General features: G+C 62.6%; 25 protein-coding genes. 22 read left to right on the plus strand and 3 right to left on the minus strand.

The window, feature by feature from the left end:
* Positions 1-8: 8 nt before the first annotated feature.
* The 11 genes from Q0X61_RS03755 to Q0X61_RS03805 all read left to right on the plus strand — a co-directional run bounded on the left by Q0X61_RS03755 (position 9) and on the right by Q0X61_RS03805 (position 10100).
* The gene (locus tag Q0X61_RS03755) at positions 9-1526 is read left to right on the plus strand and encodes a lactate racemase domain-containing protein (RefSeq protein WP_297740492.1); all 1518 of its coding nucleotides are present in this window, start codon (positions 9-11) and stop codon (positions 1524-1526) included.
* Entirely contained in the window at positions 1523-2302 is a 780-nt protein-coding gene (locus Q0X61_RS03760; protein WP_297740494.1) for a hypothetical protein, read from the plus strand. The genes Q0X61_RS03755 and Q0X61_RS03760 overlap by 4 nt, the downstream gene beginning before the upstream one ends.
* A 64-nt stretch (positions 2303-2366) precedes the next feature.
* Positions 2367-3140, plus strand: coding sequence for a YebC/PmpR family DNA-binding transcriptional regulator (locus tag Q0X61_RS03765; RefSeq protein ID WP_297740496.1), 774 nt, complete (start codon positions 2367-2369; stop codon positions 3138-3140).
* Between the two features lie 18 nt (positions 3141-3158).
* Positions 3159-3668: a crossover junction endodeoxyribonuclease RuvC gene (gene ruvC / locus Q0X61_RS03770; RefSeq protein WP_297740566.1), complete on the plus strand. Its 510-nt coding sequence runs from the start codon at positions 3159-3161 to the stop codon at positions 3666-3668.
* Positions 3665-4273, plus strand: coding sequence for a Holliday junction branch migration protein RuvA (ruvA, locus tag Q0X61_RS03775; protein WP_297740498.1), 609 nt, complete (start codon positions 3665-3667; stop codon positions 4271-4273). The genes ruvC and ruvA overlap by 4 nt, the downstream gene beginning before the upstream one ends.
* Positions 4270-5298, plus strand: a complete 1029-nt coding sequence (gene ruvB, locus Q0X61_RS03780; RefSeq protein WP_297740500.1) for a Holliday junction branch migration DNA helicase RuvB — start codon at positions 4270-4272, stop codon at positions 5296-5298. Before ruvA ends, ruvB begins: the two co-directional genes overlap by 4 nt.
* A gap of 88 nt (positions 5299-5386) precedes the next feature.
* Positions 5387-5806, plus strand: coding sequence for a preprotein translocase subunit YajC (yajC, locus tag Q0X61_RS03785; protein ID WP_297740502.1), 420 nt, complete (start codon positions 5387-5389; stop codon positions 5804-5806).
* 100 nt (positions 5807-5906) lie between these two features.
* Complete coding sequence (gene secD / locus Q0X61_RS03790; RefSeq protein ID WP_297740568.1) at positions 5907-7373, plus strand: protein translocase subunit SecD; 1467 nt, start codon at positions 5907-5909, stop codon at positions 7371-7373.
* A 1-nt stretch (position 7374) separates the two neighbouring features.
* Complete coding sequence (gene secF / locus Q0X61_RS03795; protein ID WP_297740504.1) at positions 7375-8511, plus strand: protein translocase subunit SecF; 1137 nt, start codon at positions 7375-7377, stop codon at positions 8509-8511.
* On the plus strand, positions 8508-9032 hold the full coding sequence (locus Q0X61_RS03800) for an adenine phosphoribosyltransferase (RefSeq protein WP_297740506.1): 525 nt from the start codon (positions 8508-8510) through the stop codon (positions 9030-9032). Before secF ends, Q0X61_RS03800 begins: the two co-directional genes overlap by 4 nt.
* A gap of 3 nt (positions 9033-9035) precedes the next feature.
* On the plus strand, positions 9036-10100 hold the full coding sequence (locus Q0X61_RS03805; RefSeq protein ID WP_297740508.1) for a TrkA family potassium uptake protein: 1065 nt from the start codon (positions 9036-9038) through the stop codon (positions 10098-10100).
* Here Q0X61_RS03805 and Q0X61_RS03810 read toward each other — a convergent pair.
* A complete protein-coding gene (locus Q0X61_RS03810) occupies positions 10097-10696 on the minus strand; it encodes a polysaccharide deacetylase family protein (protein WP_367270700.1) in 600 nt (199 codons plus the stop codon). The two genes, Q0X61_RS03805 and Q0X61_RS03810, sit on opposite strands and share 4 nt — an antisense overlap.
* Before the next feature lie 368 nt (positions 10697-11064).
* Here Q0X61_RS03810 and Q0X61_RS03815 point away from each other — a divergent pair, with 368 nt between their 5' ends.
* Entirely contained in the window at positions 11065-13317 is a 2253-nt protein-coding gene (locus Q0X61_RS03815; RefSeq protein WP_297740512.1) for a bifunctional (p)ppGpp synthetase/guanosine-3',5'-bis(diphosphate) 3'-pyrophosphohydrolase, read from the plus strand.
* 59 nt (positions 13318-13376) lie between these two features.
* On the opposite strand, the gene Q0X61_RS03820 is transcribed toward Q0X61_RS03815, so the two are convergent.
* Complete coding sequence (locus tag Q0X61_RS03820; RefSeq protein ID WP_297740514.1) at positions 13377-14621, minus strand: DUF349 domain-containing protein; 1245 nt, start codon at positions 14619-14621, stop codon at positions 13377-13379.
* Positions 14622-14651: 30 nt separating this feature from the next.
* On the opposite strand from Q0X61_RS03820, the gene Q0X61_RS03825 reads away from it, so the two are divergent.
* The 3 genes from Q0X61_RS03825 (at position 14652) to aspS (ending at position 18542) form a co-directional block, all read left to right on the plus strand.
* Complete coding sequence (locus tag Q0X61_RS03825; RefSeq protein WP_297740516.1) at positions 14652-15335, plus strand: MBL fold metallo-hydrolase; 684 nt, start codon at positions 14652-14654, stop codon at positions 15333-15335.
* Positions 15335-16648: a histidine--tRNA ligase gene (hisS, locus tag Q0X61_RS03830; RefSeq protein WP_297740518.1), complete on the plus strand. Its 1314-nt coding sequence runs from the start codon at positions 15335-15337 to the stop codon at positions 16646-16648. Before Q0X61_RS03825 ends, hisS begins: the two co-directional genes overlap by 1 nt.
* Positions 16649-16748: 100 nt before the next feature.
* The gene (gene aspS, locus Q0X61_RS03835) at positions 16749-18542 is read left to right on the plus strand and encodes an aspartate--tRNA ligase (protein ID WP_297740520.1); all 1794 of its coding nucleotides are present in this window, start codon (positions 16749-16751) and stop codon (positions 18540-18542) included.
* Between the two features lie 341 nt (positions 18543-18883).
* On the opposite strand, the gene Q0X61_RS03840 is transcribed toward aspS, so the two are convergent.
* Positions 18884-19864 carry an LLM class flavin-dependent oxidoreductase gene (locus tag Q0X61_RS03840; protein WP_297740522.1) on the minus strand — a complete coding sequence of 327 codons (981 nt, stop codon included), beginning with the start codon at positions 19862-19864 and terminating at the stop codon, positions 18884-18886.
* Between the two features lie 52 nt (positions 19865-19916).
* On the opposite strand from Q0X61_RS03840, the gene Q0X61_RS03845 reads away from it, so the two are divergent.
* The 7 genes from Q0X61_RS03845 to Q0X61_RS03875 are packed head-to-tail and all read left to right on the plus strand — an operon-like array spanning position 19917 to position 26928.
* Positions 19917-21308 carry a replication-associated recombination protein A gene (locus Q0X61_RS03845; RefSeq protein WP_297740524.1) on the plus strand — a complete coding sequence of 464 codons (1392 nt, stop codon included), beginning with the start codon at positions 19917-19919 and terminating at the stop codon, positions 21306-21308.
* Positions 21295-21666 carry a DUF948 domain-containing protein gene (locus Q0X61_RS03850; protein ID WP_297740526.1) on the plus strand — a complete coding sequence of 124 codons (372 nt, stop codon included), beginning with the start codon at positions 21295-21297 and terminating at the stop codon, positions 21664-21666. Before Q0X61_RS03845 ends, Q0X61_RS03850 begins: the two co-directional genes overlap by 14 nt.
* Entirely contained in the window at positions 21663-21890 is a 228-nt protein-coding gene (locus Q0X61_RS03855; protein ID WP_108871979.1) for a hypothetical protein, read from the plus strand. The genes Q0X61_RS03850 and Q0X61_RS03855 overlap by 4 nt, the downstream gene beginning before the upstream one ends.
* A 5-nt stretch (positions 21891-21895) precedes the next feature.
* Positions 21896-24547: an alanine--tRNA ligase gene (gene alaS / locus Q0X61_RS03860; RefSeq protein WP_297740530.1), complete on the plus strand. Its 2652-nt coding sequence runs from the start codon at positions 21896-21898 to the stop codon at positions 24545-24547.
* A complete protein-coding gene (gene ruvX / locus Q0X61_RS03865) occupies positions 24540-25004 on the plus strand; it encodes a Holliday junction resolvase RuvX (RefSeq protein WP_297740532.1) in 465 nt (154 codons plus the stop codon). The genes alaS and ruvX overlap by 8 nt, the downstream gene beginning before the upstream one ends.
* Positions 25001-26119 (plus strand): endolytic transglycosylase MltG, encoded by a 1119-nt coding sequence (gene mltG / locus Q0X61_RS03870; RefSeq protein ID WP_297740534.1) that lies wholly within the window; start codon positions 25001-25003, stop codon positions 26117-26119. Before ruvX ends, mltG begins: the two co-directional genes overlap by 4 nt.
* Entirely contained in the window at positions 26104-26928 is an 825-nt protein-coding gene (locus Q0X61_RS03875) for a shikimate dehydrogenase (protein ID WP_297740536.1), read from the plus strand. Before mltG ends, Q0X61_RS03875 begins: the two co-directional genes overlap by 16 nt.
* Positions 26929-26937 lie beyond the last annotated feature (9 nt).

Here is a 26937-nt window from a genome sequence, read left to right on the forward strand (position 1 = left end):
GGATTTCCATGTCACGTCCTGGATTCGTGATCGAGGTCGACGAGAAGACCCCGGCCCTGCTCACCCTTTCCGGCCAGCAGCTTGGGCTCAGCAAGCTCGGACTGGGCACGCAGGTGGTGTACGGCGCTGAAGCTACTCCGTCGGCCGACCCGACGAGCCTCATTGACTCGGCGCTCGCAGCCCCCAATGACGGTGTCGCGTTCGCCACTCGGCTTAAGGCGAGTACGAAGCTCACCATCGTGGTGGTAGATGACGAACGCCCCCGGCCGCGCACGCGCTTCGACATTCGCCAAAGCATCCTTGAGAGAGTCCTGGAGGTTGCCGCCAAACAGCTCGTTGACGATGTTGCCATTGTGATCGCCGGTGGCCTCCACAAGCGTTGGAGCGCCTTCGACATCACCCGTGCGCTGGGTGACCGCGTCGCAACGAGCTTCCAGCCCGACGGGCGCATCGAAAGCCACGATGTGACCGCCACCGACCTGGTAGAGATCGGCCAGGTTGATGGGCATCCGGTGAAGATCAACCGCCGTGTCGCCCAATCTGATGTGGTGGTCACCATCGGCACGCAGTTTGGGCGGGGAAGCGTCAGCCCATTCACGAGCAGCATTCTCGACGTCGACACGCTACGCCGTCTCGGGGGGCCTACACGCGATGCCGGCTTCACCCGCAACGTGCACTCAGCGGTGCTCGAAGCGCTCGACGTGTTCGCCATCCAGGCAGTACTCGGCCAGCCATTCTTCCCTGGCCTGCTGCACTTCGCGGGACAGCGCGAATGGGAGTGGTCGTTGGCTGATCGTCTGTCGTTTGCGACGGTGCGTCAGCTGGGAACCCTCGTGCCGAAGCTCGCCGGCCGACGGCTCCACGCCACCCCAGTTGCCGACTACGCCGTCGTCGATGTCGTCAGTGGACATCCGAACAAGGTGTTCTCCGAAGCCGCAGCGGTGTGGGTGGCAGCCAACATCGTCGAATTACCCAAGCAAGCGGATGTTGTTGTGACGCCCGTGTGGGGAGGCAGCTTCGACGAAGGAGACGCATGCGGCTCCCCGATCAATGCAGCGCATCACGCGCTGGTTCGACGAATCGGAGCAACGATGGGCAAACCGTACGCCCACGAGGGCGGAGTCGCCATCGCAATGCATCCACTCACACCACGCTTTTCCAACCGTCGGCAGTCATCGGCCTCCGACTTCTTTGCCAAAGTGCTGCCACAAACCCTCACCCCGTCCGAGATGGGAGAGTTCGAACAAGCCGCCTGTGTTGACCAGTGGTACATCGACCTCTACCGCAAACAGTTCGCCGACCATCCACTGCGCACGTTCCAGTACTGGTACCGCGTGTGCGAAGCCAGTGAGCAATACGCAGACGTGATCTGGGTGGGAGGCAATAGGCTCACCGCAGATCTGTTCGGGCATCGCGCAGCCACCACCTTCGCAGATGCGCTTGAGATCGCGAGTGACAAGGTTGGACGCCACCCGGTCGTCACATACTTGCATGGCCCTGGGCTGCCGCTGGGAGACGTCCAATGACTCGCCAGCTGAAATCGTGGGCCCGCAGCCACAAACCCCGACGAGGTCCTAAGATCACGCTGTTTAGCGACCTTGCGACGATGGGCTTTCGCCGTCAAGCTCCGCAAACCTCGCAGCCACGCCGCACCGGCAACAACCTTCGTCTCGCGCGCGACTATGCCCGGCGGATCCGTGTGCTCGCCGCGCTGTGGCCGCGCTTCGATGTGGAAGTCGTGGGCGGAGACGCGCTCGTCGGACTGGAAACCCCATTTGTGCTCGCGGTCAACGAAGCAGGCACACTCGACCAGCAGGTGCTCGCGCTCGCCCTGCCTCGCGCACTGCGCCCGACCACCCGCCGCCCGAGCCACGCGCTCAGCAAGGGACGTAACGTCGTCGTGTTCTCCGGCGAACCCATCGGCGAGCGGCTCGTCGGGGAATTTGACGTTACAGCTGCTGAACTTGCGAAGCAGCACTCCATCGCGATTGTGCCTGTCGGGCTAGTCGGCTCGTTCCGGCTCGCGGATACCTTGAAGCTGCGCTTGCGCAACAAACCCAAAGTTTCAGTGCGATTCGGCGCGCCGGTGCACGTGGCCACCCGCTCCATCGACGATGTCACCGACGAGGTGCAGGCCCGCGTGGAACATCTCGTCGGCGAGGGTGAGCTGTCATGGTGGGACGTGGAACGTCGGAGAACCAGCGGCGACGCACCGGCCTCACCCCGAGCGGCGAAGTGGCGTCGGCTCTGGGACCAGGCCGAACCCAGGAACGATGGAGCACGCCGGCGAATCTGGCGGTAACGGCCTTTTCCGAAAGCTCCTATAGACTTGAACGCACGTTCGCTTTTGGAAAGGAAGGGTGCCAATGTCAGGTCACTCCAAGTGGGCCACCACCAAGCACAAGAAGGCTGCCATTGATGCCAAGCGCGGCAAGTTGTTTGCCAAGCTGATCAAGAACATCGAAGTCGCAGCCCGCACAGGCGGTGGTGACCCCGGCGGAAACCCGACGCTGTATGACGCCATCCAGAAAGCGAAGAAGTCGTCGGTACCGAACGACAACATCGACCGCGCCGTCAAGCGTGGCTCCGGTGTCGAGTCGGGGGGCGCTTCGTACGAGAACATCATGTATGAGGCCTATGGACCTTCCGGTGTGGCCATCCTCATCGAGTGCCTCACCGACAACCGCAACCGCTCCGCCACTGAGGTGCGCATGGGTGTCACCCGCAACGGCGGCACCATGGCTGACGTCGGCTCGGTGCAGCGCATGTTTGCGCGCAAGGGCGTCGTCACGATCGCTAAGCAGCAGGGTGGACGCGAGCTCAGTGAGGACGACGTGATGGAGGCCGCGCTCGACGCCGGGCTCGAAGAAGTCGAAGATGCCGGTGACAACTGGGAAGCCATGAGCGACCCCAATGATGTCGTCGACGTGCGTAAGGCCGTGGAAGCCGCAGGATACGAATACGAATCCGCCGAAGTGCAGTTCGTCGCATCATTCGACACCACCGTCACCGACGTAGACACCGCGAAGAAAGTGTTCAACATCATTGACGCGCTCGAAGATTCCGACGACGTACAAAACGTGTACACGAACATCGACTTGGCTCCCGAAGTGGAAGCCGAACTCGACGCCGAGGACTGAGTAGACGCGGTGCGAGTCATCGGCATTGACCCCGGTCTCACGAGGTGTGGGATCGGGGTTGTTGATGCGACGGTGGGGCGGGCTTCCTTCGTCGCAGTCGGCGTCGTGCGAACCCCGGCCGAGCTGCCGACGCCAAAACGCCTGGTCATGATCGAAACCGGCATCACCGAGTGGGTGCGCGAGCACAGCCCCGACGCCATGGCTATCGAGCGCGTGTTTGCCCAGCACAACCGCAACTCGGTGATGGATACGATGCAGGCCGCGGGCGTGGCGTCGCTGGTCGGCGAACACGCAGGTCTCAACGTCACCTACCACACGCCCAGCGAGGTGAAGGCCGCCGTCACGGGTTCGGGCAGCGCGGACAAAGCCCAAGTCACTGCCATGATCACCCGCATTCTCAAACTTTCGGCGCCCCCGCGTCCGGCTGACGCCGCGGACGCACTCGCCGTCGCCATCACGCATGGCTGGCGCGGGGTACTCACGAACCGATATGCGGCAGCTGTGGCCGCTGCGAAAGGAAGACGATGATCGCGCAGCTCACCGGGCAAGTGACCTACGCCGGGGCCACGTCGTTCATTATCGAGGTGGGCGGCGTGGGTTACCGCGCCAACACGAACGCACACACCGCCGCTTCACTACGCATCGGAGACGTGCACACCGTGCATACGAGTCTCGTCGTGAGGGAAGATTCGCTCACCATGTGGGGGTTCGCCACACCGGCGGAACGCGACGCCTTCGAGCTGATGCAGACCGCGTCGGGGGTCGGCCCCAAGGTTGCTGCCGCCATGTTGAGCGTCTTCAACCCAGGTGAGCTGCGGCAGGTGATCGCATCCGAAGATGCCAGGCGCCTCACATCCGTGCCTGGGATTGGGCCCAAGGGCGCGCAGAAGATCATCCTCGAGCTGAAAGACAAGGTGCCGCTGCTCTCCGACGATGACGCTGCCGCGCCGGTGGCCGTCCACGACGATGCGCTGTGGAGGCAACAAGTCACGGAGGGATTGGAAGGTCTCGGTTGGTCGTCGAAGGAGGCGCAGGCGGCGTGTGAACATGTCGCCCCTCTCGTTGAGGAAGACCCGAATGTTCCCATCGCGACACTGATGCGCGCCGCGCTGAGTAGGCTGGCCAAACGATGACTGAGCCGTCGCCTGTTGATCCCGAGGCCACTGTAGGGGAGCGCGACTTCGAATCGGCACTGCGTCCTAAGATGCTCACCGAGTTCGAGGGCCAGCCGAGGGTGCGTGAACAGCTCGGGCTGGTGCTCGACGCAGCCCGCCACCGCGGTACCGCTCCCGATCACGTGCTGCTCTCCGGCCCGCCCGGACTCGGCAAGACCACGCTCGCCATGATCATCGCCAACGAACTCGGCGTGACCCTGCGCATCACCTCAGGGCCCGCGATCCAGCACGCGGGCGACCTCGCTGCAATCCTTTCGGGCCTCGACGAACACGAGGTGCTCTTCATCGACGAGATCCACCGCCTGTCAAAACCCGCCGAGGAAATGCTGTACCTCGCGATGGAAGACTTCCGCGTCGACGTGGTGGTGGGCAAGGGCCCAGGAGCTACGGCCATTCCCATCGACTTGCCGCAGTTCACACTCGTCGGAGCCACCACCAGGGCCGGCCTCCTGCCGGGCCCGCTGCGTGACCGTTTCGGATTCACCGCCCAGCTCGATTTCTACGCAGACGACGCCCTCGCCGGCATCGTCGCCGTCTCGGCCAACAAGTTGGAGGTAGATCTCGCATCGGACGCTGCGACGGAGATCGCCTCACGCAGTCGCGGTACGCCGCGTATTGCGAACCGTCTGCTGCGACGCGTTCGCGACTACGGGCAGGTCAAGGGCCACGCGAGGCTGCAGCGCGATGTGGCCCGCGCCGCGCTCGAACTCTACGAGGTCGACGAGCGGGGGCTCGACAGGCTCGACCGTTCGGTGCTGCGTTCACTCGTGGAAAAATTCGGGGGAGGCCCCGTCGGGCTGTCCACACTTGCACTCAGCGTTGGGGAAGAAATCGACACGGTCGCCGAGGTGGCCGAGCCATTCCTGATCAGGCAAGGCTTCATGATGCGCACCCCTCGCGGGAGGGTAGCTACCCCGTCGGCGTACACGCATCTGGGCATGGCACCACCCAGCACCGCACCTGATTCGCTGTTTGGTGGCTAGCGGTGCGGCGTTTCCGGAGTGGTTGAGCTATTGTGAGCGATGGTTTGCGCGCAAACCACTCCTGACCGACTCTACGAAAGTTTGATCCATGCCTCCTGGCCTCGAATTACTGCTGATGATCGTTATTTTTGGCGCCATCATGTACTTCCTCATGATTCGTCCGCAGCAGAAGAGGATGCGAGAACATCAGGAAATGGTGAATGCCGTTGAGCCTGGTACCCGCGTGCTGCTGACCTCCGGCATCTATGCCACCGTGCTCCATGTCGGGGAGCAGCAGATGATTGTTGAGGTTGCGCCAGGTGTTGAGATCACCGTCGTGAAGGGACACATCTCACGGGTCGTCACCGCAGACGACGAGGAGTTTGTCTATGAGGGTGAAGACGACGATGACGAAGCCGACCTCGACGCCGCCGTCGCGACTGACGAGGAGCTCGACAACGTGCTGGGCAGGCGTGAGGAATCCGATGACTCGGGCGTCGACGAGGTCGACCCGCAGGCTAACCGCTAGTTCGTGAGGCACTCACTTGGCAACCACAGCACGTAAGCGTTCGAGGCCAGGCCTTGCCATCCTCGGCCTCCTTGCCGTCATCGGCCTCCTGTTTGGCATCATGGCGGGCACTAAGACGTGGGCCCCCAAGCTGGGGCTCGACTTGCAAGGCGGTATGACAATCACGCTCACCGCGACCAATCCGACGGTGTCGCAAGAGTCTCTCGACCTCGCGGTCGGCATCATCCAGCAGCGCGTCGACGGCATGGGCGTCGGCGAGGCGTCGGTGACCACCATGGGCGACCGCAACATCATCGTCTCTGCCCCGAACGTCTCCCGCGAAGACCTGGTGGAACTCGTCGGCGCCACCGCGCAGCTGGAGTTTCGGCAGGTATTCAAGGCCGCCCCTGTCCAGCCGACTGAGGAAGGCTCGAAGGAGCAGGACAAGGTCAGCCCGCTGCCTCGCCCTGCAGGTGACAAGGGCCAGGTGCTCGACGTCGAGCAGGTGCTGGCGTTCCAGCCCAGCAACGACGATAACGAAGGGTTCCAGGAGTACAAGTGCAACGACGATCCCACTGACGTGCTCGATCAAGCCCAGGTGGTGTGCGACGACGTCGGCACCACCAAGTATCTGCTCGGCCCCGTTGCGGTGCAGGGTAAGAGCGTCACGAACGCGCGCGCTGAGGTGCCCCAGAACGATGTTGGCTGGGCCGTCTCGCTCGAGTTCGACAGCGAAGGCACCTCGCGTTTCGGGAAGATGACGCAAGCGCTGGTGAGCAAGCCCGAACCGACGAACATGTTCGCCATCGTGCTCGACGGCAAGGTGCGTTCCGCAGCGAGGGTCAATATCACCATCATGAACGGGCAGGCACAGATCACGGGCCAGTTCACACCTGAAGAGGCTGGGCAGCTCGCGAACGTGTTGAAGTTCGGTTCGCTGCCGCTCAACTTCGAGCCGTCGCAGGTAGAGAGCGTGTCCCCGACGCTGGGCGGCGAGCAGCTGCGCGTCGGCCTCATCGCCGGTGCTTTGGGGCTCGCGATCGTCGCAGTGTATGCCCTGTTCTACTACCGGGGTCTCGGGCTCGTCGTGCTGCTGTCGCTTGGGCTCGCAGGTGTGACCACCTACGTCATGATGACGCTGCTCGGCACGGCCGTTGGCTTCACCTTGAGCCTGCCCGCGATTGCGGGCGCTATCGTCGGTATCGCCGTGACAGCCGATGCGTTCATCATCTATTTCGAGCGAATACGAGACGAGATTCGCGAGGGCCGTAGTCTCCGCTCATCGCTGGAATCTGGGTGGAAGAAGGCGCGAAGCACCATCTTCGTTGCAAACGCCGTGCAGATCTTGTCCGCCATCGTGCTGTACGTGCTGGCCGTCGGAGGTGTGCAGGGCTTCGCCTTCTCCCTGGGGCTGACGACATTCATCAACCTGGTGCTCGTCGTGTTCTTTACGAAGCCCGTCGTCACGCTGCTGGGTCGCACCAAGTTCTTCGGCGAGGGGCACAAGTTGTCGGGGTTGAGCCCCGACAAGATGGGTGTCTCGCGTGAGCGGCTGCTCGGCCGTCGCACCAAACGGAAGGAGGCCTGAGATGTCGGAAACGACCAAGACTCCGAAGGAGGGCATCGCTCACCGCCTGTACTCGGGCAAGCTCAGCTACGACTTCATCAAGAACCGCAAGATGTGGTTCACCATCACGGCAGCCGTCGTGCTGATCTCGATTCTCGTGCTGATCTTCAAGCAGCTCACCCTCGGCATCGAGTTCCGGGGCGGCACCGATTTCCAGGCGCCCATCGAGGTGCAGGGAGAAACCATCCAAGATGTCCGAGACGCCACCAGCGAGTTCGCCATCGAAGACCTGGATGCGCAGGTGTTCTCCATCGGCGATTCCGCAGTGCGCGTGCAGACGCGCTCACTCACGCCGTCGGAGATCACCCAAACGCGCGAGGACATCGCAAAGACCGTTGGCGCCGACGTCGAACAGGTCACCTACAACACCATCGGTGGCTCGTGGGGCGACAAGATTTCTCGCGACGCCGCCATCGCGGTGGTGGTGTTCATCGCGCTGGTGATGCTCCTGATCGCCGTCTACTTCCGCAACTGGCGCATGGCGGTGGCTGCCGTGATCGCCTTGGCGCACGACGTGATCGTCACGCTCGGTGTGTACGCCCTCGTTGGGTTCACCGTCACGCCGTCCACGCTGATCGGTATCTTGACCATCCTCGGCTACTCGCTCTACGACACCGTGGTGGTGTTCGACAAGGTGCGAGAGAACGTCAAAGACTTGGCGCACAGCACCAAGACGTACTCGCAGCAGGCCAACCTCGCGATCAACCAGGTGCTGGTACGTTCGGTGAACACCACCGTCATCGGTGTGCTCCCCGTCACCGCGATGCTGCTGGCTGGTGTCGTCGGCAATTCCAACCCCCTCCAGGATCTGGGTCTGGCGCTGCTCGTCGGCATGATTGCAGGCGCGTTCTCGTCGATCTTCATCGCGACCCCGCTGTTGGCCTGGTTCACGGAGCACACCCCGGAAATGCGCGAGCACCGCGCGACGCTGGAGAAGCGCCGCGCCCGCGACGAGCATCGTGCACAGGCCAAAGTGCAGGATGACGAGGACTCCGACGACGCCGAGCCCGTCGCCGCTGCTACGGCACCGAGCGTTCGGATCGAACGCCGTCAGCGTCGTACGCATCAGAGTCGTGCACAGCGCAAGGGGAAGAAATGAACGACGACATCGCGGCGCTGATCGTCGATGTGCACGATTTTCCCAAACCGGGGATCGTGTTCAAAGACATCACTCCGCTGCTCGCATCCCCGACGGGATTCCAGAAGACAATCGATGCGTTGGCCCAGTCGGCCCCTGAAGGGATCGATGCCGTGGTGGGCATGGAGGCTCGTGGGTTCATCTTCGCGGCACCGGTGGCACTGCAGCTGGGAGCAGGGTTCGTGCCTGTGCGCAAACCAGGCAAGCTTCCCGGAGATGTGTATTCCCAATCGTTCGATCTCGAATACGGTTCAGAAACGCTCACGGTGCACCGCAATGCCATCGAACCAGGCGCCCGCGTGCTCGTGATCGACGACGTGCTAGCTACCGGCGGCACCGTCGCAGCCACCGCTGGCTTGCTGCGTCAGCTCGGTGCCGAGCTCGTACACGTCGCAGTGGTGCTCGAGCTCGTTGAACTCGGCGGCCGCAAGGTGCTGGAAGAGCAGGGAATCGCCCGTCTCAGCTCGCTGGTGCAGGGCTGAGTCATGGCATCGCGGCTGAAGGCCGGCCCGCTCGCGCTGGTCAGTTTGCCCCGGGTTGCGGAGTCTCCGTTCAAAGAGCTTGCACGCCGGGGCATGCTCGCCTTCATGTTGCTGCTGATTTGTACACTCCTTGTGTGGGTGGACGCACCGGCCTACAGCGACAACGTCGGGCAGGACGGCGTCGGATTCATCGACGCGCTCTACTACGCCACGGTGACGCTCACCACCACCGGCTACGGGGATATCACGCCCGTCGCGCCGCACGCCCGGCTGCTCAACATCATCGTCATCACGCCACTCAGGATTGGCTTCCTGGTGCTCTTGGTCGGTACCACCATCGAGGTGCTGGCCAATGAAGGCAGCCGCTCGATTCGAGATGCGCGTTGGAGGAGAAGAATGCGCAACCACATCGTCGTTATCGGTTACGGCACCAAGGGGCGTTCTGCGGTGAACACGCTGCGTCGCCAGGGGGAGAAAGCCGAGAAGATCGTCGTCATCGACGACAAGGATTCGGCTATTGCCGATGCCAACTTCGACGGTCTCGCCGCATTCCTGGGCGACGCCACCCGCCGCGACTTGCTCCGTCGCGCGGAGGTACCGAAGGCACAGGAAATTGTGATCTGTCTCGACCGCGACGATGCCGCCATCCTCACCACCTTGACGGTGCGCCAGCTCAACCCGACTGCGAACGTGGTGGTCGCTGTGCGCGAGCATCAGAATGTGCCGCTGGTGAAACAATCCGGTGCCACGAGCGTCGTGACGAGTTCGGAAACGGTGGGCAGGCTCGTCGGCCTGTCTGCCATCGGCCCGGATTTGGGCGCGATCATCCAAGATATGCTGACAGGCGGCGAGGGGCTCGAGGTGCATCAACGCCAGGCGCGGCCGGAGGAAGTGGGCCAGTCGCCGTCGTCGGTGGTGGGGGAGAACGTCATCGGTGTCGTCCGTAACGACACGCTACGCCGGTTCTACGATTCGACGGTGGCCCGCATCGAAACTGGCGACCAGCTCATCGTGATCCGTCGCGCCGCGCCCGCCGACCCGAAGGCTGTACAAAGCGACGACGACTAAACCCCAGCCTCAGAGAGCGTAGAGAACTGCAGCCCGGATGCTCGAAGCTTGGGCAGTGACTGGCGTAAACCTTCGTAGGTGTCACCGCGTGGCTGGTTGCAGTGACACAAGATGATCGAGCCAGCCGTTGCCTGCTGCACCGCCTGCGCAACCTGACTGGCAGTGAACGTCGCACCGGCGTCTCCGTTGATATCGAATCCGACCGGAATCTCGCCGCAGGCGCGCACGATCTCGACGGCGACGTCGTCGTACCATGCGGTTCCCGTACGGAAGTATCTCGGCGGCTGCCCGAGCTCACGAGTGAGGAACTTGTGATTTGCCATGATCTCGTCGAACACTTGGCCAGCGTCGTGAGTGCCTGGGATGCCGTACTGCGAGCGGCCAGTCACCGATAACGGTACGTGGCGACTGCCGTGGTTGCCGATCTCAAACAGGTCTGAATCCTCTGCGAGCTCGCCGAACGCTTTCGGGTTGGCCTGGGCCCAGCGTAGGTTCATAAACACGACTGCTGGGATGCGTTCGCTGCGCAGATAGCGCAGAAGCTCAACGTCTACCCGGCTGCCGTGCTTGCCGCCGCAGGCGTCCAATGTCAACACGGCGCTGTCGGATAGGGTGCGTCGAACGAGCCCCGGTAACGCCGAACGGTTACCGTCGCTCCAAAGCGTTGGCGATCGGTCTTCAAACCGTTCGATGATCACCTCACGCGAGGGGCCGGTCGACAGTGGTCGTTGTGTGGGGCTCGGGGCCGGCGCTGGAGAGCTCGCCGGGGTGGGAAAGGGGAAGCGCTGGGCGTCGACGTGTGACGGGACGCAGGCGAAGACGCGCACGCCTGTAGACCCGCCAACGCACCCACCGCGGCGAGACATCGTCGGCTCAGCATGACGTCCGAATCCCTCACATTGACAGCCTAAGCCATCACGAAACGACGTAGTATTTGACATTATGGATGCTTCAAGGAGAGTCGATGGAAACGCATGAGGTAGCTGAGCAGCAGCTCACGTGGCAGCGTATGCGTCAACGGCTGGCACGACTTGGCTCCGTGCGTCCGCGCTCGGCTGTTCTTGATCCGCTGTTCTCGATCGTCAAGGCGAACCACCCTAAGGCTGACCTTGATCTCATCGAGCGCGCCTACCGCACAGCGGAGCACTACCACGCCGGTCAGATGCGCAAATCCGGAGATCCCTACATCACGCATCCGCTCGCCGTCGCGACGATCCTTGCCGAACTGGGTATGACTGAGCCAGTGATCGTCGCCGCACTGCTGCACGACACGGTCGAAGACACGGAATACACGCTAGAACAGTGTCGCAGTGAATTTTCCGACGAGGTGGCGCGCATGGTGGACGGCGTCACTAAGCTCGACAAACTCACCTATGGCGAAACCGCGAAAGCCGAGACCATCCGCAAGATGATCATGGCCACCTCGGAAGAAGTCCGAGTGCTCATCATCAAACTCGCAGACCGCCTTCATAACATGCGCACCATCGGGTCGCTGCGCTCCGACAAACAGATTCGGATCGCGACGGAGACCCTCAATATTTTTGCTCCACTGGCTCACCGGCTTGGCATGAACACGATCAAGTGGGAGCTCGAAGACTTGAGCTTCCAGACCATCGAACCGAAGGTGTACGAAGAGATTGTCGACATGGTCGACTCCGCCGCCCCTGAACGTGACGCCACCCTACGCGAATTAATCAAGCAGTTCCAGAAGCTGCTCAGCGAAGCGAAAATCGACGCGACGGTGTACGGACGCCCAAAACATTACTACTCGATTTATCAAAAGATGATGGTTCGCGGGCGCGACTTCCGCGATATCTACGACCTCATCGGGTTGCGCGTCCTCGTCAACTCGGAGAGGGATTGCTACACGGTACTGGGCGTGGCCCATGCCGCTTGGAAGCCAATTCCTGGCCGGTTTAAGGACTACATCGCCAATCCGAAGTTCAACATGTACCAATCGCTGCACACGACGGTGATGGGTTCTAACAAGGAGCCAGTCGAGCTGCAGATCCGCACCCATGAGATGCACCGACGCGCCGAGTACGGTGTTGCCGCGCACTGGAAGTACAAGCAGAACCTCAGGGACGGGATCACGCCGGAGGAGGCCGGGCTGAGGGCCATGCACCAGCTTTCGGTGATGAGTAAGGAAACCGAGGACCCGTCGGAGTTCCTGGACTCGGTGCTGTTCGAGATTAACTCCGACGAGATCTTCGTCTTCACGCCGAAGGGAGAAGTCACCGCACTGCCAGTGGGGGCCACGCCGGTCGACTTCGCATTTTCCGTGCACACCGAGGTGGGATACCGATGCATCGGTGCGCGCGTCAACGGGCGTCTCGTTTCGCTCAGCACACCGTTGCAGCAGGGTGACAAGGTGGAGATCCTCACCGCCAAAACGGAGGAGGCCGGGCCCAGCCGTGACTGGCTCAACTTCGTCGTTACCTCGAGAGCGAAACAAAAAATACGTCAACACTTTTCCAGGGAACGCCGCGACGAAGCCATCGAAAAGGGCCAAGACCTCCTCGCACGCGAGATACGTCGGCACGGCATCCCGCTGCAGCGCCTGCTCAACCTCGAGAATCTCACTGCGGTGGCTCATGAATTCAATCAGAAGGGTGTGCCGTCGCTGTACAACGCCGTTGGGGAAGGACAGCTTGCTGCACCCACGGTCGTAGGTAAGCTCATCGCTTTGCATGGGGGAGAAGACGAAGCCCTCGATACGGTGAGTGAGGACGACCCCAACGTCGGCTCCGGCAGTGGCCCGATCTCTGCGACGGCGTCCATCTTGGTAGATGGTGACGACAGGGTCGACGCAAAGTTCGCGAAATGTTGCTCACCGCTGCCTGGTGACGACATCATCGGTTTCGTCACTAAGGGCGACGGCGTTAGCGTCCATCTGCGTAGCTGCAACAACGTGCCGTCGCTGCTCGAACAGCCGGAACGCATCATTGACGTGCGCTGGAGCAACAATCCGGGCGACACGTTCGTCGTTACCTTAGAAATGCATGGCATCGACCGGACCGGGCTACTCTCCGACGTGTCTACCATGCTCACCGCACAACACATCGACATCCTGTCGGTCAAAATCGAATCCGCAAAGCAACGCCAGTTCACGGGGAAGATCACGTTCGAGGCGGCAGACCCCACGCATCTCAAACACATCATCAACCAGGTACGACGCATTCCCGGCGTCTTCGACGTCTACCGCACCCAGGGATAGACGCGATTTGGCCGCGAGCATCACGCCCGCGGCCAAATCTAGTAGAAGATATCTTGCGGTTATGCCGTGAACTCTGCGGAGGTTTCTTTCGCCTGTTCCAACCACGCCGTATAGGTGTCGAGCGACTTGCGAACGTCCTTGACTTTACGCTGATCGCCCTTCGCCTCAGCGTCGGCGAGCTGCTGGGTGAGCTTGTCCACCTGCTCCTGGAACTTCGTCACCATGTCGTCGGCACGCTGTCGCGCCTCGGGATCAGTGCGCCTCCATTCCTCAGCCTCAAGATCCGAGACGCGCGCGTTGATGCGTCGAACGCGGTTGTCTATGTCGCGCATTGCGTTCCGGGGCACGTGCCCGAGCTCGTTGAACTTGTTGAGAAATTCGCGATGGATGCTCTTCGCTTGTTCGACATCGGTGACGCCTTCGAGGTCTCTTTCCACCTGCTCGGCGAGCGCTTGCTTCGCTTGAAGGTTCTCGCTCTGTTCTCCGTCGAGCACGTTCTGGGCTTCGGTACGGGCGTTGAAGAACTGATCCTGGATGGCACGGAACTTCGCCCACAGCGCGTCATCATCGTGACGACGGGCCGAACCGGCGGCCTTCCACCGGCGCATGAGATCGCGGAAGGCTCCCGAGGTCGGGCCCCAATCAGTGGAGGTAGCCAGGGGCTCGGCTTCCTTGATGATGGCTTCCTTGATGGCTTTCGCCTCGTCGCGCTTGGCGTTCAGTTGCGAGAAGTGCGCTTTTCTGCGTCGCGTGTACTGCGTGCGGGCGGAGCTGAAGCGGTGCCACAGCTCGTTGTCGGTGGCTTTATCGACACGGGGGAGCTTCTTCCATTCGTCGAGCAGAGCACGGAAACGGTCGACGCCACCACGCCAGTCATTTCCGGTCGCCAGCTTCTCGGCCTCCTCAACCATGGCGGTCTTGGACTCGATCGTGGCTGCGTTTTGTTCAGCGCGCGCTGCCTTGCGCGCCTCGATCTGAGCCGGAAGCTTCCCTTCGAGCTTGTCCAGGCGAGCAATCAGCGCTTCCAAGTTGCCGACGGCGTTCGCCTCGGCCACGTTGCCTTTCGCCGTTGTGATACGCGTTTTCGCTTCTTCCGGGCTCATGGCCTGCGCGTCGACACGCTGCTCCAGGAGGACCACTTCTGCCTCGAGGTTCTCATATCGCCGCACGTAGAAGGCGAGAGCCTCCTCGGGCGTGGACTCGGGGATTTGTCCGACGCTTCGTTCCGTGTCACCAATGCGGACGTATACGGTGCCGTCTGGATCGACACGGCCGAAGTCTGCGGGCGCTTGCTGTTCGCTCATGGGTTTAATCTATCCCGATAGGGTGCTGTTGTGCTCATTCATCGTCTCGTAGTTTCACCATGGCAGGCTAATTGTTACCTTGTGCAGCCCTTCGACGACTCGCCCGATGTCGTGATCGTCGACCCAGGGTTGCAGGGAGCAGACCTCGTCGACGCGCAGCTCCAGCAGCTCGGGCTACACCCTGTCGCCCTGCTCGGCACCCACGGACACATTGATCACATCGGCGACGCGCATCTGCTCGCCGAGCGTCATGAGCTTGCCCTCTACCTCACCGAGGCCGACCAACCACTGCTGACCAAACCTGGGCTTGCGCTGAGCCCTAACTCAGCGAAGTTCCTGCCACAGCTCTTAGGCGGCACCGACGAATTGCCGCCAGTGCGCTCGGTGATCTTGCTTGGAGATGAGCAGGAAATTGGGGGCATGCAGGTGCGCGTGCTGCCCGCACCCGGCCACACGAAGGGATCCGCCATCATCGACGTCACCGCCGGCGACCAGCGCGTGCTGTTCTCTGGCGACGTGGTGTTCGCGGGAAGCATTGGGCGCACCGATTTCCCCGGCGGTAGCATGGTGGAGATGCGCGAGTCGCTTCGACGCATTCTGACCGCTTTCGACCACCAGCTGATGCTTCTCCCCGGCCACGGGGATGCTACGACGCTCGCCGTCGAAGCGGCAACCAACCCGTACCTCCAAGACGACTTTCTGAAGGTGGATTAATGCCCCGCCCCAAGCCACTGTCCGGTTTCCCCGAGTTTCTGCCCGCCGGTCGCATCGTCGAGCAACGTGTGCTCGACATTGTTCGTTCGACGTTTGAGCTGCACGGTTTCGCACCCATTGAAACGCGTGCCGTCGAACCTTTGGATCAGCTTGCGCGCAAGGGCGAAATCGATAAGGAGATCTACGTCGTAAAGCGCCTCCACGCAGCTGAAGAGGACGCCGCAGAGCTTGGCCTGCACTTCGACCTCACCGTGCCGTTCGCGAGGTGGGTGCTCGAACACGCCGGGCACCTGCAGTTCCCGTTCCGCCGTTACCAGATGCAGAAGGTATGGCGAGGAGAGCGCCCGCAGGAAGGACGATACCGCGAATTTCTGCAGGCCGACATCGACATCGTCGGGCAAGGTGAGCTGGCGGCCCACCACGACGTCGAGATTCCCCTCGTGGCCCTTGATGTGTTCCGGCGTTTGCACGACGAGATCGGTCTGCCCACCGCCACTATCCATGTGAACAACCGCAAACTATCGGAGGGTTTCTATCGCGGGCTCGGCATCGAAGAGCCCTCAGCAGTGCTGCAGCGCGTCGACAAGTACGACAAGGTTGGTCCCGACGTCGTTCATGCGCTGCTCGTTGACGAACTGAAATTGAGTGACGAGGAAGCCAGCAAGTGCGTGGCACTGGCCGGTATCCACGGCAGCGACGATGGGTTCGTCGACGAAGTTCGCGCGCTCGGGGTGCAGCACTCCATGCTGGATGAGGGCCTCGACGAACTCGCTCAGCTGGTGCGCGTCGCGGACTCCGACGACTTGGTCGTTGACCTCAAGATCGCTCGCGGGCTCGATTACTACACCGGCACGGTGTACGAAACCTTCCTCGACGGGTCCGAGCACCTTGGATCCGTCGCCTCCGGCGGCAGGTACGACTCGTTGGCTTCCGACGGTAAGCAGGTGTTCCCTGGCGTTGGCTACAGCTTCGGCATTACTCGCATCCTTGCCCCGCTGATCTCGAAGGGACGGGTGAGCGCCAGCCGTGTGGTGCCGAGTGTGGTGCTCGTCGCCGTCGATCACGAGGACACGCGCGAGCAATCCATCGGTGTGGCGAACGAGCTGCGGGCTAGAGGAATTGCGTGCGAGGTGGCGCCGAAGGCGGACAAATTCGGCAAGCAGATCCGCTACGCCGAACGTCGCGGGATCCCGTTCGTCTGGTTTGGCGAAGGCTCGGTGAAGGACATCCGTTCCGGGGAGCAGGTGGATGCCGACCCGCGGAGCTGGGAGCCCCCGACCGAAGACATCCGCCCGGGCATCGTGCTTGACTGAGGGCTCGCCGTTAGCCATTGCGGACGAATGCAGGGACGGGGCTAGGATCGGTGGTCTGGAGCTGCACTGTCTATGCAGACGTCGACGAAAGGAATACGTTGTGATCCGCACGCACGATGCCGGGACACTCCGCAAGGAACACATTGGCCAGGAAGTTGTACTCGCTGGATGGGTGGCCAAGCGTCGCGATCATGGAGGCGTCGCTTTCATTGATCTGCGCGATGCTTCCGGTCGAGCGCAGGTGGTTATCCGCGACGAACTCCTTGAAGAGACGGGTGCGCACGACCTTCGCAACGAGTACTGCATCCGCGTGCGAGGCATCGTCGAAGAGCGCCCGGAAGGCAACGACAATCCGGATCTCGCCACAGGCGAGATCGAGGTGGCCATTGAGGAGCTCGAGGTGCTGAACCCATCGGCGCCGCTCCCATTCCAAATCGACGAGCGCGTCACCGTCGGTGAGGAAGCCCGTCTGAAGTACCGCTACCTTGATCTGCGTCGTCCCAAACCAGGCGCAAACATCCGCCTTCGCTCCAAAGTGAACCAGGCTGCCCGCCGCGTGCTGGAGCAGCACGATTTCGTGGAAATCGAAACCCCGACGCTCACCCGCTCTACGCCTGAAGGCGCCCGCGACTTCGTCGTACCTGCACGGCTGGCGCCGGGATCGTGGTACGCGCTGCCGCAGTCGCCACAGCTGTTCAAGCAGCTGCTCATGGTGGCCGGCATGGAACGCTATTACCAGATCGCTCGTTGCTACCGCGACGAGGATTTCCGCGCCGACCGTCAGCCGGAGTTCACGCAGCTCGATATCGAGATGAGCTTCGTTGACCAGGAAGACGTGATTGCGCTCGGGGAACAGCTCGCTTCCGAGATTTGGAAGCTCATCGACGTTGACCTTCCTACGCCATTCCCGCGGATTACCTACCTCGACGCGATGGCGAAGTACGGCTCCGACAAGCCCGACCTGCGCTTCGACCTCGAGATCACTGAACTCACTGAGTACTTCAAGGACACGAATTTCCGCGTGTTCCAGGCCGATTACGTCGGCGCCATCGTGATGCCCGGCGGTGGTTCGCAGCCGCGGCGCACCTTTGATGCCTGGCAGGAGTGGGCTCGCCAACGCGGAGCAAAGGGCCTGGCCTACGTCACGCTCGACGACGAAGGCACGCTGGGCGGCCCCGTCGCGAAGAATCTCTCCGACGAGGAACGCTCCGGCTTGGCTGCCAAGACGGGCGCTCAGCCGGGCGATTGCATCTTTTTCGCTGCCGGCCAGGTGGCGCCGTCGCAGGCGCTCCTCGGCGCGGCGCGTAACGAGATTGGTGAGCGCTGTGGGCTCATCGACGAGGATGCTTGGAGCTTTGTGTGGGTGGTGGATGCGCCGCTGTTCAAGCCGGCATCTGAGGCGAAGGCCGAGGGTGACGTGGCGGTCGGTGGCGGCCAGTGGACGGCTGTGCACCACGCGTTCACCTCGCCGAAGCCGGAGTGCCTCGATACGTTCGATTCCGACCCGGGAAACGCGCTCGCGTACGCCTACGACATGGTGTGCAACGGCAACGAGATCGGCGGCGGCTCCATCCGTATCCATCGCCGTGATGTGCAGGAGCGCGTGTTCAAGGTGATGGGTATTAGTAGCGAAGAGGCGCAGGAGAAATTCGGCTTCCTCCTCGACGCGTTCCAGTTCGGCGCGCCACCGCACGGCGGTATCGCTTTCGGATGGGACCGCATCGTGGCGCTGCTCAGTAAGTCGGAGTCGATCCGCGACGTCATCGCGTTCCCGAAGTCCGGTGGCGGCTACGATCCGCTCACGGCCGCGCCCGCGCCCATCTCCGCGCAGCAACGCAAGGAGACCGGCGTTGACTTCAAACCAGAGAAGAAGGACGCTCCGCGCAACGAGTAGGCGGTCGGCACTTTCCTCCGGTCGGCGAGTAGGCCGCCCGCCTTCCTCCAGTCAGCGAGTAGGGCCGAAGGCCCGTATCGAGATGCCTCGTCGGGTTTCGATACGCCCGCTTCGCGGGCTACTCAACCACCGGGGGAATGGTGGGCAGCCGATGATTGAGCCGCTGCCGAAGGCAGCGTGTCGAAATCATGCGTCGTGAGCTTCAGTGGCAAATCTACGCTCAAAGACGGACGGCAATCTGCCACCTAAGCGGGTGTGGTTTCGATACGCGAGCTTCGCTCGCTACTCAACCACCGAGGTGGAGGCGGTCGCGCGGCTCAACCACCTGGTAGAGACACGCGTTAGAGCACGGCCTCGGCGACCAATCGCAGCGAGTTGAGACGCACCTCCGGGTCGAAGGTATAGGTCACGCCGATGAGCTCGTCCGCGCCGGTGTCACGCTGAATTTCGTGCAGCCGGGCGGCCACCACGTCGGGAGTACCGACGGCGCGCACCCTGAGCGCACGTTCCATCATCTGTACTTCCAGCGCGTTGCCCTCGGGCTCGTCAGTCGGTGGCTGCAGCGGGGAGCGCCCGCCGTGCCGTCGTAGTGCAGAGAACATGTTCTGCGTCGTTGTGAACTGCCGTTTGGCCTCTCCGGGCTGTTCGTGGGCGAGGACGTTCACGCCCACCTGCACATATGGCTCGGCGATCTGCGCAGTCGGCGCATTCGGGTTGAAGTTGTCCTTATAGAGCTGAATGGCGGCGTGCAGCATATCCGGAGAGAAATGTGAGGCGAACGAGTAGGGGAGCCCCAGCACGCCGGCCATCGTGGCGCCCGCATCAGAGGAGCCGAGCACCCACATCGGTACGTTGGTGCCCTTCGCTACGCCAACCTCGATTCCGCCCACCGAACCCGCGCCAAACCAGGTCTGCATCAACTCGATGTTGCGCATGAATTCCTGCGGCTCCGCACTCGATCGCGCCAGCGCGCGGGCGGTGAGCTGATCGGTGCCGGGAGCACGGCCGAGGCCTAAATCGATACGCCCCGGATACATCTGGTGCAACGTGCCGAAATTCTCTGCCACATTGAGCGGGGAGTGGTTGGGCAGCATGATGCCCCCTGAACCCACCCGGATACGCTTCGTTCTCGACGCGGCGTGCCCGATGAGCAAAGCAGTCGCCGACGACGCCACCGCGGCGGTGTTGTGGTGTTCGGCGTACCACACGCGTTCGTATCCCAGCTCGTCCGCCAGCTCCGCTGCCCGCATGGCTGCCTCGATGGCATCTGCCACCGGTTGGCCCTGGGAGACGGAGACGAGATCCAAGATCGAGAGCTTCATGCTTCCGATCCTATGAGCTCGCCTCAACCAATGCGGCATAGACTGCAGTGTTGTGAGTTACGACCTCGATCTGTTTGGCGCGCCCGAATCCGATGCTCCCGTCGGATCGCTCGGCGACGCGCTCGAAGAGGGGGCGCCGCTCGCCGTCCGGATGCGTCCGCGCAACCTCGACGAGATCGTCGGGCAGCAGCATCTCCTGACCCCTGGCTCACCGCTTCGGCGGCTCGTAGAGGGCCAGCCCATGAGCGTGTTTCTGTGGGGGCCGCCAGGGGTAGGGAAGACGACGCTCGCGTCCATCGTCTCCAGGGAATCTGGAGCACGATTCGTCGAGGTCTCCGCCGTATCCGCCGGCGTGAAAGAGATCCGAGCGCAGCTGGACGCCGCCCGCCGCGCCCTCCGCCAGGGAACGTCGACAGTGTTGTTCATTGACGAAGTACACCGCTTCTCCAAAACCCAGCAGGACGCGCTCCTGCCCGCCGTCGAGAATCGGCTCGTCACCCTGATTGCTGCCACCACCGAGAACCCCTCCTTCTCGGTGATCTCCCCGCTGCTGTCGCGATCGCTTCTGCTTCGCCTCAAACCTCTCGAGGACGCGGACATCGCCGCGCTCATCGACCGTGCAGTGGACGACGAACGCGGATTGCACGGCGCCATCGAGCTGGCGGACGAGACCCGCAGTGAGCTACTTCGCATGTCCGGGGGAGACGCGCGTCGGGCACTCACCTATCTGGAGGAGGCGGCAGCGTCAGCCACCGCCCTCGGGGAACGCGTCGTCACGCCGGTCATTCTCACCAGCGCCGTCGACCGCGCGACCCTGCGCTACGACCGTGACGGCGACCAGCACTACGACGTGATCTCGGCATTCATCAAGTCCATTCGCGGCTCCGACGTCGATGCTGCCTTGCATTACCTCGCCCGCATGCTGGAGGCGGGGGAGGACCCTCGCTTCATCGCCAGACGTCTGGTGATTTCCGCGTCCGAGGACGTGGGGCTCGCCGCCACGAACGTCTTGCCCACGTGCGTGGCAGCTGCGCAGGCCGTTCAGCTCATCGGGATGCCGGAAGCTCGCATCACCTTGGCGCACGCGACGGTGGTGGCGGCCACGGCTCCGAAGTCCAACGCCGCCTACCTTGCGATTGGCAAGGCTCTCTCCGATGTGCAGGCAGGCAAGGGCAACTCCGTGCCCCTCCACCTTCGCGACGGATCTGCCAAGGCCAGCAAGGAAGCAGGCTTCGGCCAGGGCTACCTGTACGCCCACGACTACCCGCACCACATCGTCGCACAGCAGTATCTCCCCGACGACCTGGACGGCACGCGATACTACGAACCCACCCACAACGGAGCCGAGCAACTGATTGCTGAACGCCTTCACTCGCTCCGCAGTGTGCTCTCGGATAGAGTTGCGCCGTCGAAACACGGAGGAGGAGACGATGAGCGTCGCTGAATTGGCAGCCATCTTGGCAGCCGTTGCGTTGTGTGTCCTCGTCGCTCTCGCCGCACGCCCTTTACTCAAACTGAGTGCGGCCATTGACGACGTGACTGAGTCCGTACGCAACGCGAGCGAATCGATCGTGCCCGCCATGGAACGCCTCGCAGATGCTGCTGCGAAGGCGGACGCGAACCTCGACAAGCTCTCGGATGTCACCGACGATGCGGGCCGCGTCGCGTCCCACGCCGCCGAAGTGAGCGAGGACGCCGCTCAGTTTTCGAATCTCGTCGGTGCTGTGTTCCAAAAGCCGCTCATCAAGACCGCATCGTTCACGTATGCAGCACGCAAAGCGATCGGAGGCGGCCGCAAATGAGAAACACATTCTGGTTCACCGTCGGCGCCGCCACGGCCAGCTACGTGATCTTCCGCGGCAAGAAGCTCTACCGCGAGTACCTTCCCGAGTCGCTGCGCAGACAGATTGAAGCCAAGAGCGACGACGCCGCCATCGACCTAGGGCGGTTCTCCGCCAACTTTGAAGCAGCACGCGCTGAGCGCGAGGCCGAAATCCGTCGCGAACTCAACATCCCGCAGGAATGAATCCAATGCAGACCCATGACATCCTCCAGCGCTTCATCCACCACTTCGAGGCCCACGAGCACGAGGTGGTGCCGAGCGCATCGCTGCTGTACAACGACCCGACACTGCTGTTCGTGAACGCCGGCATGGTGCCGTTCAAACCCTATTTCTTGGGCGACGAGCCGGCACCATTTCGCCGGGCCGTCTCAGCGCAAAAGTGTGTGAGAACGCTCGACATTGATGAGGTTGGCAAGACCACCCGTCACGGCACCTTCTTCCAGATGCTCGGCAACTTCTCGTTCGGCGACTACTTCAAAGAAGGCGCCATCTCGATGGCGTGGGAACTCGTCACTAAACCAGAATCCGACGGGGGCTTGGGCTTCGACGGCGACAAGATCTGGGTGACCGCGCTCCACGGCGACGACGAAACCATCAGCATGTGGCGCGCTGTCGGGGTGCCGAGCGAACACATTCAGCAACGCGGACTCAAAGACAACTACTGGCACATGGGAGTTCCCGGACCCGGCGGGCCATGCTCCGAAATCTACGTCGATCGCGGCCCGGAGTTCGGGCCCGATGGTGGCCCCGAGGCCGACGAAGACCGCTTCCTGGAGATCTGGAACCTGGTGTTCCAGCAGGAAGAACTCTCCGCGGTTCGCGCGAAGGATGACTTCGACGTTGCTTGCGCTTTGCCGAGCAAGAACATTGATACCGGCGCCGGGCTCGAACGCATCGCCTTCCTCAAGCAGGGCAAGGCGAATATGTACGAGATCGACCAGGTGTTCCCCGTTATCCAGAAGGCCTCCGAGCTCTCCGGCAAGCGCTACGGCGTGAACGCTGCCGACGACGTCTGGTTCCGCGTGGTGGCCGACCACGTCCGCAGCTCATTGATGCTGATGACCGACGGCGTTACCCCCGGAAATGAGGCCCGGGGCTTCGTGCTGCGCCGACTACTTCGTCGTGTTATCCGAGCGATGCGCTTACTGGGCGTCCAGGACCCGGTGCTGGGCGAACTCATGCCCGTCTCAAAGGCGCTCATGGAACCCTCCTACCCGGAGATCACTGAGGCTTGGGATCGCGTCTCGCAAGCTGCTTCGGCAGAAGAGGAGAGCTTTCGGCGCACGCTCCAAGCAGGCACGGTACTTTTCGACGGCGTCGCAGCCGAGCTCAAGCAATCCAAGGCGACGGCGGTGCCCGGCGACACAGCCTTCAAGCTGCACGACACCTACGGGTTTCCGATTGATCTGACGATGGAGATGGCCGCCGAGCAGGGGCTCAGCGTCGACCGCACGGCCTTCGAAGCGCTCATGAAGGAGCAGAAGGAACGGGCCCGCGCCGACGCGAAGGCGAAGAAGGGCGGGCTCGCGAATCATGAGGCGTACCGCGCGTTCCGTGAACAAGGAGAGACCCCCTTCACCGGGTACGACGAGCTTGGGCTCGCAACGACGGTGCGTGGCCTCATCGTCGATGGTCACGCCGCTAACCGCGCTATCACTGGTGCGCAGGTAGAGATCATCCTCGATGAGACGCCGTTCTACGCCGAGGCTGGCGGCCAGGATGCCGACCACGGGGTCATCGTCGGCCACGGGTTCACCGCAGACGTGCTGGACGTGCAGCGCCCAGTGCCGGGGCTCGTCGTGCACCGGGTACAGCTTTCGGGTGAGCTCGGAGTAGGAACGGCAGTCGAGGCGCAAGTCGACCCGGCGCTTCGCCACCAGGCCTCGCAGGCACACACCGCGACGCACATCGTGCATGCGGCACTACGCGAACTGCTCGGATCGGGGGCGACGCAGGCCGGCTCCTACAACAAGCCTGGCTATCTTCGATTCGACTACTCGGCCCCGCAAGCGATGAGCGAGGAGCTGCGTCGCGAGGTAGAGGAGCGCTCCAACCAGGCCATCCTTGATGGGTTTGACGTCACGAGCCAGCAGCTCAAGCTCGAGGACGCGAAAGCCCTCGGTGCGATGGCCATGTTTGGCGAGAAGTACCCACCCGTCGTGCGCATGGTGGAGTTGGCGGGCCCCTGGTCGCGTGAACTGTGTGGAGGCACTCACGTTGCCAATACCGCGCAAATCGGCGTGCTCAACCTCGTCTCCGAACAGTCGGTAGGTTCTGGCGTTCGGCGCGTCGAGGCCCTCGTCGCAGGTGATGCGTTTCGGCAATTCGCTGCCGAGCGCGCACTTGTGCGTGAACTCACCGACACGTTGCGGGTTGCGCCTGAGCAGCTCGGAGAGCGCGTTGGCAAACTCGTGCAGCAACTGAAGGAAGCAGAGAAGCAGATCGCTCAGCTCCACTCTGAGAAACTGCTGGCCAGCGCCGAGGCGATGCTCGCTCAAGTGGAGCGCGTTGGTTCGGTCAACCTGCTCGCGCTGAAGGTTGAGGGGGTCAGCGGCGGAGATCTGCGCACCTTGGCGTCGGATCTTCGGGAGCGTCTGGACACCGCGACAGCGGGTGTTGTCGCGCTGGTTGGCGGTGCAGACAAGCCCGCCGCCATTGTCGCGACGAATGAGGCTGCCCGCGAGCAGGGGCTCAAGGCAGGCGCCCTTATCCGCGAGATGTGTACGACGCTCGGCGGCAAGGGCGGTGGCAGAGACGACCTTGCGCAAGGTGGCGGCTCGGATTGGGCACAAGCCGAAGCCGCACTGGCTGCCGTGCGAGCCAAGGTTGCTGATGCCTGATTCTCCGCGCCTGGGCATCGACTGGGGTAAGGCTCGCATCGGAGTTGCTGCTTGCGGGCGTCACACGTCGGTGTGTCATCCTGTGGCGACAGTGCGAGCTGGCCGTGACGAGCTCGATCATTTGGCTGCCTTTGTCGAGGAGTACGAGCCGGAGATCATCTACGTGGGTTACCCGCTCGACCTTAGGGGCAAGCTGGGCCCGGCTGCCAAGTTTGTGGCGCAGAAAGCCGCCGCGTTGGCGCAACGCGTTGCCCCAATTGAGGTTCGGCTGATCGATGAGCGGATGAGCACGGCTTCGGCCTCGCGTACTCTTGGGAGTGTCGGGCGAGACACCAGATCTCAGCGTGGCATCATCGATCAAGCTGCGGCTGTGGAGATTTTGCAGACTGCGGTCGACGTTGAGCAGCGCCTGTCTCAACCGGCTGGTGAGCTACTGCACGGAAACGAGGACGAATGAGCGAGAAGAAACCTGTGGACTGGCGCGATGTGGCCTACTACGGCCGAGGCGCCTTCGCAGTCCTGCTCGCCCTCACAGTGCTCATCGGTGGGGGCTGGTTCGCGTACTCCAAAGCCCACGACTTCTACGTTGCCGCCACTACCCCCGATGACGACTTCGTCGGGAATGGAACCGAAGATATCGAGGTGGTTATTCCTCGCGGTGCGGGTATTACCGAGATTGGCGACATCCTCTACGAAGCGGGCGTTGTGAAATCGGTGCGAAAGTTCCGCGGCGAGGCGCTGAGTTCCGGTTCGGTTGACCGACTCCAAGCTGGTCGATACAAACTCCGCAAGGAACTCCCCGCAGAAACAGCACTCACCATGTTGCTCGACCCGAGCAACATCAAACGAATCTGGATCACGTTCCCCGAAGGCACCACCACCAAGGAACAGCAGGCGCGCATCAGCAAGGAGCTCGGGCTTTCTCAGGAGCAGATCGACACCGCTGCCAGCCGAGTCGGCGAGTTGGGGCTACCCAAATGGGCTCACACCAAGGGCACGCTTGAGGGCTTCTTGTTCCCGGCTCGTTACGACGTGGCAGAGCCCATCGATGCATTCGCGATCATGAAGAAGCAAGTCGCCCAATTTAACACGGTCGCGACCCGCATCGACCTTGCCGACCGAGCGAAGTCCATTGGCAAATCTCCGCTTGAGGTTCTCACCGTCGCGTCCATAATTGAGGGCGAGTCGCACGATCCCGATTACCAACCGCTCATCGCCGCCGTCATCTATAACCGTCTTGAGAAGGACATGAGGCTGGAGATGGACTCGACGGTGCACTATGCGGTGGGTAAGTCCGGCGCGGTCACCACCACTGCCGCCGAGCGTGCCAGCGAGTCGCCTTACAACACGTACCGCCACAAAGGTCTTCCGCCCGGCCCCATCAACAACCCCGGCGAGACCGCCATCAAAGCGGCCCTCAGCCCTGCCGACACCGAAGCACTGTTCTTCGTCACTGTCGATCTCGACACGGGGGAGACGTTGTTCGCCAATACGCTCGAAGAACACAACGCCAACGTGAAGAAGTTCCAGGAGTACTGCCAGGCGAACAAGGGCAAGTGCTCGGGCAAATGATGCGTTGCGCCGTCATCGGTGACCCTGCGTCGCACTCACTCTCGCCGGCTATCCACACCGCAGGCTACTCCACGTGCGGGTTGGATTGGCAGTACGACGCCATCGACGTCACTCCCGGCGATCTTCCAGGGTTCGTGCAGCGCTGCAGGGAAGATTCAAGCTGGGCTGGGCTCAGCGTCACGGCACCACACAAAGACGCCATCGTTGAGTATGGGGAACCCGACGAACCCACCCGCCTGCTGGGCTGCGGCAACACGTTAGTGTTCGGGGAGCAGCCTCTCGTTCGTAACACCGACGTACCTGGTTTTGCGCTTGCCCTCGAACGCTCAGGCACCCCCACACCCAGACGGGTGGCGATCGTCGGGAACGGTGCCACGGCGCGGTCGATCACGCTGGCGGTTGCTCAGCTGGGTGCCGAGGATGTCGTGATCTTGGCTCGCAATCCAAAGCGAGCAGAAGGCCTCTTCAGGTTTGCCGAAGCGCTCGGACTGATCGCCGAGGTGCGGCTGCTCTCCGATGCGCTGGAGCCGGTGGACTTACTCGCGAGCACAGTTCCCACGCTCGCGACCGAGCCCTACGCCCGGCGCTGGGCAACATGCGCGACGACGGTCTTCGACGTGGTCTACGACCCGTGGCCCACACCCCTTGGGGCCGCGGCGAGCGCGCTCCACCGTCGGGCACTGTCTGGCCTGGACCTGCTCGCAGGTCAGGCAGTGGATCAGTTCTTCTGGCTGACGGGGCAACGAATCACATTCGAAGCCTGTCTCTCGGCTGCCGAGCGGGAACTTCGCCGTCGGGAGACTCTCTGAAAGAATGAT

It is taken from the genome of uncultured Tessaracoccus sp., assembly GCF_947255005.1.
Taxonomy (GTDB): Bacteria; Actinomycetota; Actinomycetes; order Propionibacteriales; family Propionibacteriaceae; genus Arachnia.

Excerpts from the sequence above, each read along its gene's own strand:
- Q0X61_RS03755 (WP_297740492.1), top strand. The coding sequence starts at position 9 with ATGTCACGTCCTGGATTCGTGATCGAGGTCGACGAGAAGACCCCGGCC.
- Q0X61_RS03760 (WP_297740494.1), top strand. The coding sequence starts at position 1,523 with ATGACTCGCCAGCTGAAATCGTGGGCCCGCAGCCACAAACCCCGACGA.
- Q0X61_RS03765 (WP_297740496.1), top strand. The coding sequence starts at position 2,367 with ATGTCAGGTCACTCCAAGTGGGCCACCACCAAGCACAAGAAGGCTGCC.
- ruvA (WP_297740498.1), top strand. The coding sequence starts at position 3,665 with ATGATCGCGCAGCTCACCGGGCAAGTGACCTACGCCGGGGCCACGTCG.
- ruvB (WP_297740500.1), top strand. The coding sequence starts at position 4,270 with ATGACTGAGCCGTCGCCTGTTGATCCCGAGGCCACTGTAGGGGAGCGC.
- yajC (WP_297740502.1), top strand. The coding sequence starts at position 5,387 with ATGCCTCCTGGCCTCGAATTACTGCTGATGATCGTTATTTTTGGCGCC.
- secD (WP_297740568.1), top strand. The coding sequence starts at position 5,907 with ATGGCGGGCACTAAGACGTGGGCCCCCAAGCTGGGGCTCGACTTGCAA.
- secF (WP_297740504.1), top strand. The coding sequence starts at position 7,375 with ATGTCGGAAACGACCAAGACTCCGAAGGAGGGCATCGCTCACCGCCTG.
- Q0X61_RS03800 (WP_297740506.1), top strand. The coding sequence starts at position 8,508 with ATGAACGACGACATCGCGGCGCTGATCGTCGATGTGCACGATTTTCCC.
- Q0X61_RS03805 (WP_297740508.1), top strand. The coding sequence starts at position 9,036 with ATGGCATCGCGGCTGAAGGCCGGCCCGCTCGCGCTGGTCAGTTTGCCC.
- Q0X61_RS03815 (WP_297740512.1), top strand. The coding sequence starts at position 11,065 with ATGGAAACGCATGAGGTAGCTGAGCAGCAGCTCACGTGGCAGCGTATG.
- Q0X61_RS03820 (WP_297740514.1), bottom strand. The coding sequence starts at position 14,621 with ATGAGCGAACAGCAAGCGCCCGCAGACTTCGGCCGTGTCGATCCAGAC.
- hisS (WP_297740518.1), top strand. The coding sequence starts at position 15,335 with ATGCCCCGCCCCAAGCCACTGTCCGGTTTCCCCGAGTTTCTGCCCGCC.
- Q0X61_RS03840 (WP_297740522.1), bottom strand. The coding sequence starts at position 19,864 with ATGAAGCTCTCGATCTTGGATCTCGTCTCCGTCTCCCAGGGCCAACCG.
- Q0X61_RS03850 (WP_297740526.1), top strand. The coding sequence starts at position 21,295 with ATGAGCGTCGCTGAATTGGCAGCCATCTTGGCAGCCGTTGCGTTGTGT.
- Q0X61_RS03855 (WP_108871979.1), top strand. The coding sequence starts at position 21,663 with ATGAGAAACACATTCTGGTTCACCGTCGGCGCCGCCACGGCCAGCTAC.
- alaS (WP_297740530.1), top strand. The coding sequence starts at position 21,896 with ATGCAGACCCATGACATCCTCCAGCGCTTCATCCACCACTTCGAGGCC.
- ruvX (WP_297740532.1), top strand. The coding sequence starts at position 24,540 with ATGCCTGATTCTCCGCGCCTGGGCATCGACTGGGGTAAGGCTCGCATC.
- mltG (WP_297740534.1), top strand. The coding sequence starts at position 25,001 with ATGAGCGAGAAGAAACCTGTGGACTGGCGCGATGTGGCCTACTACGGC.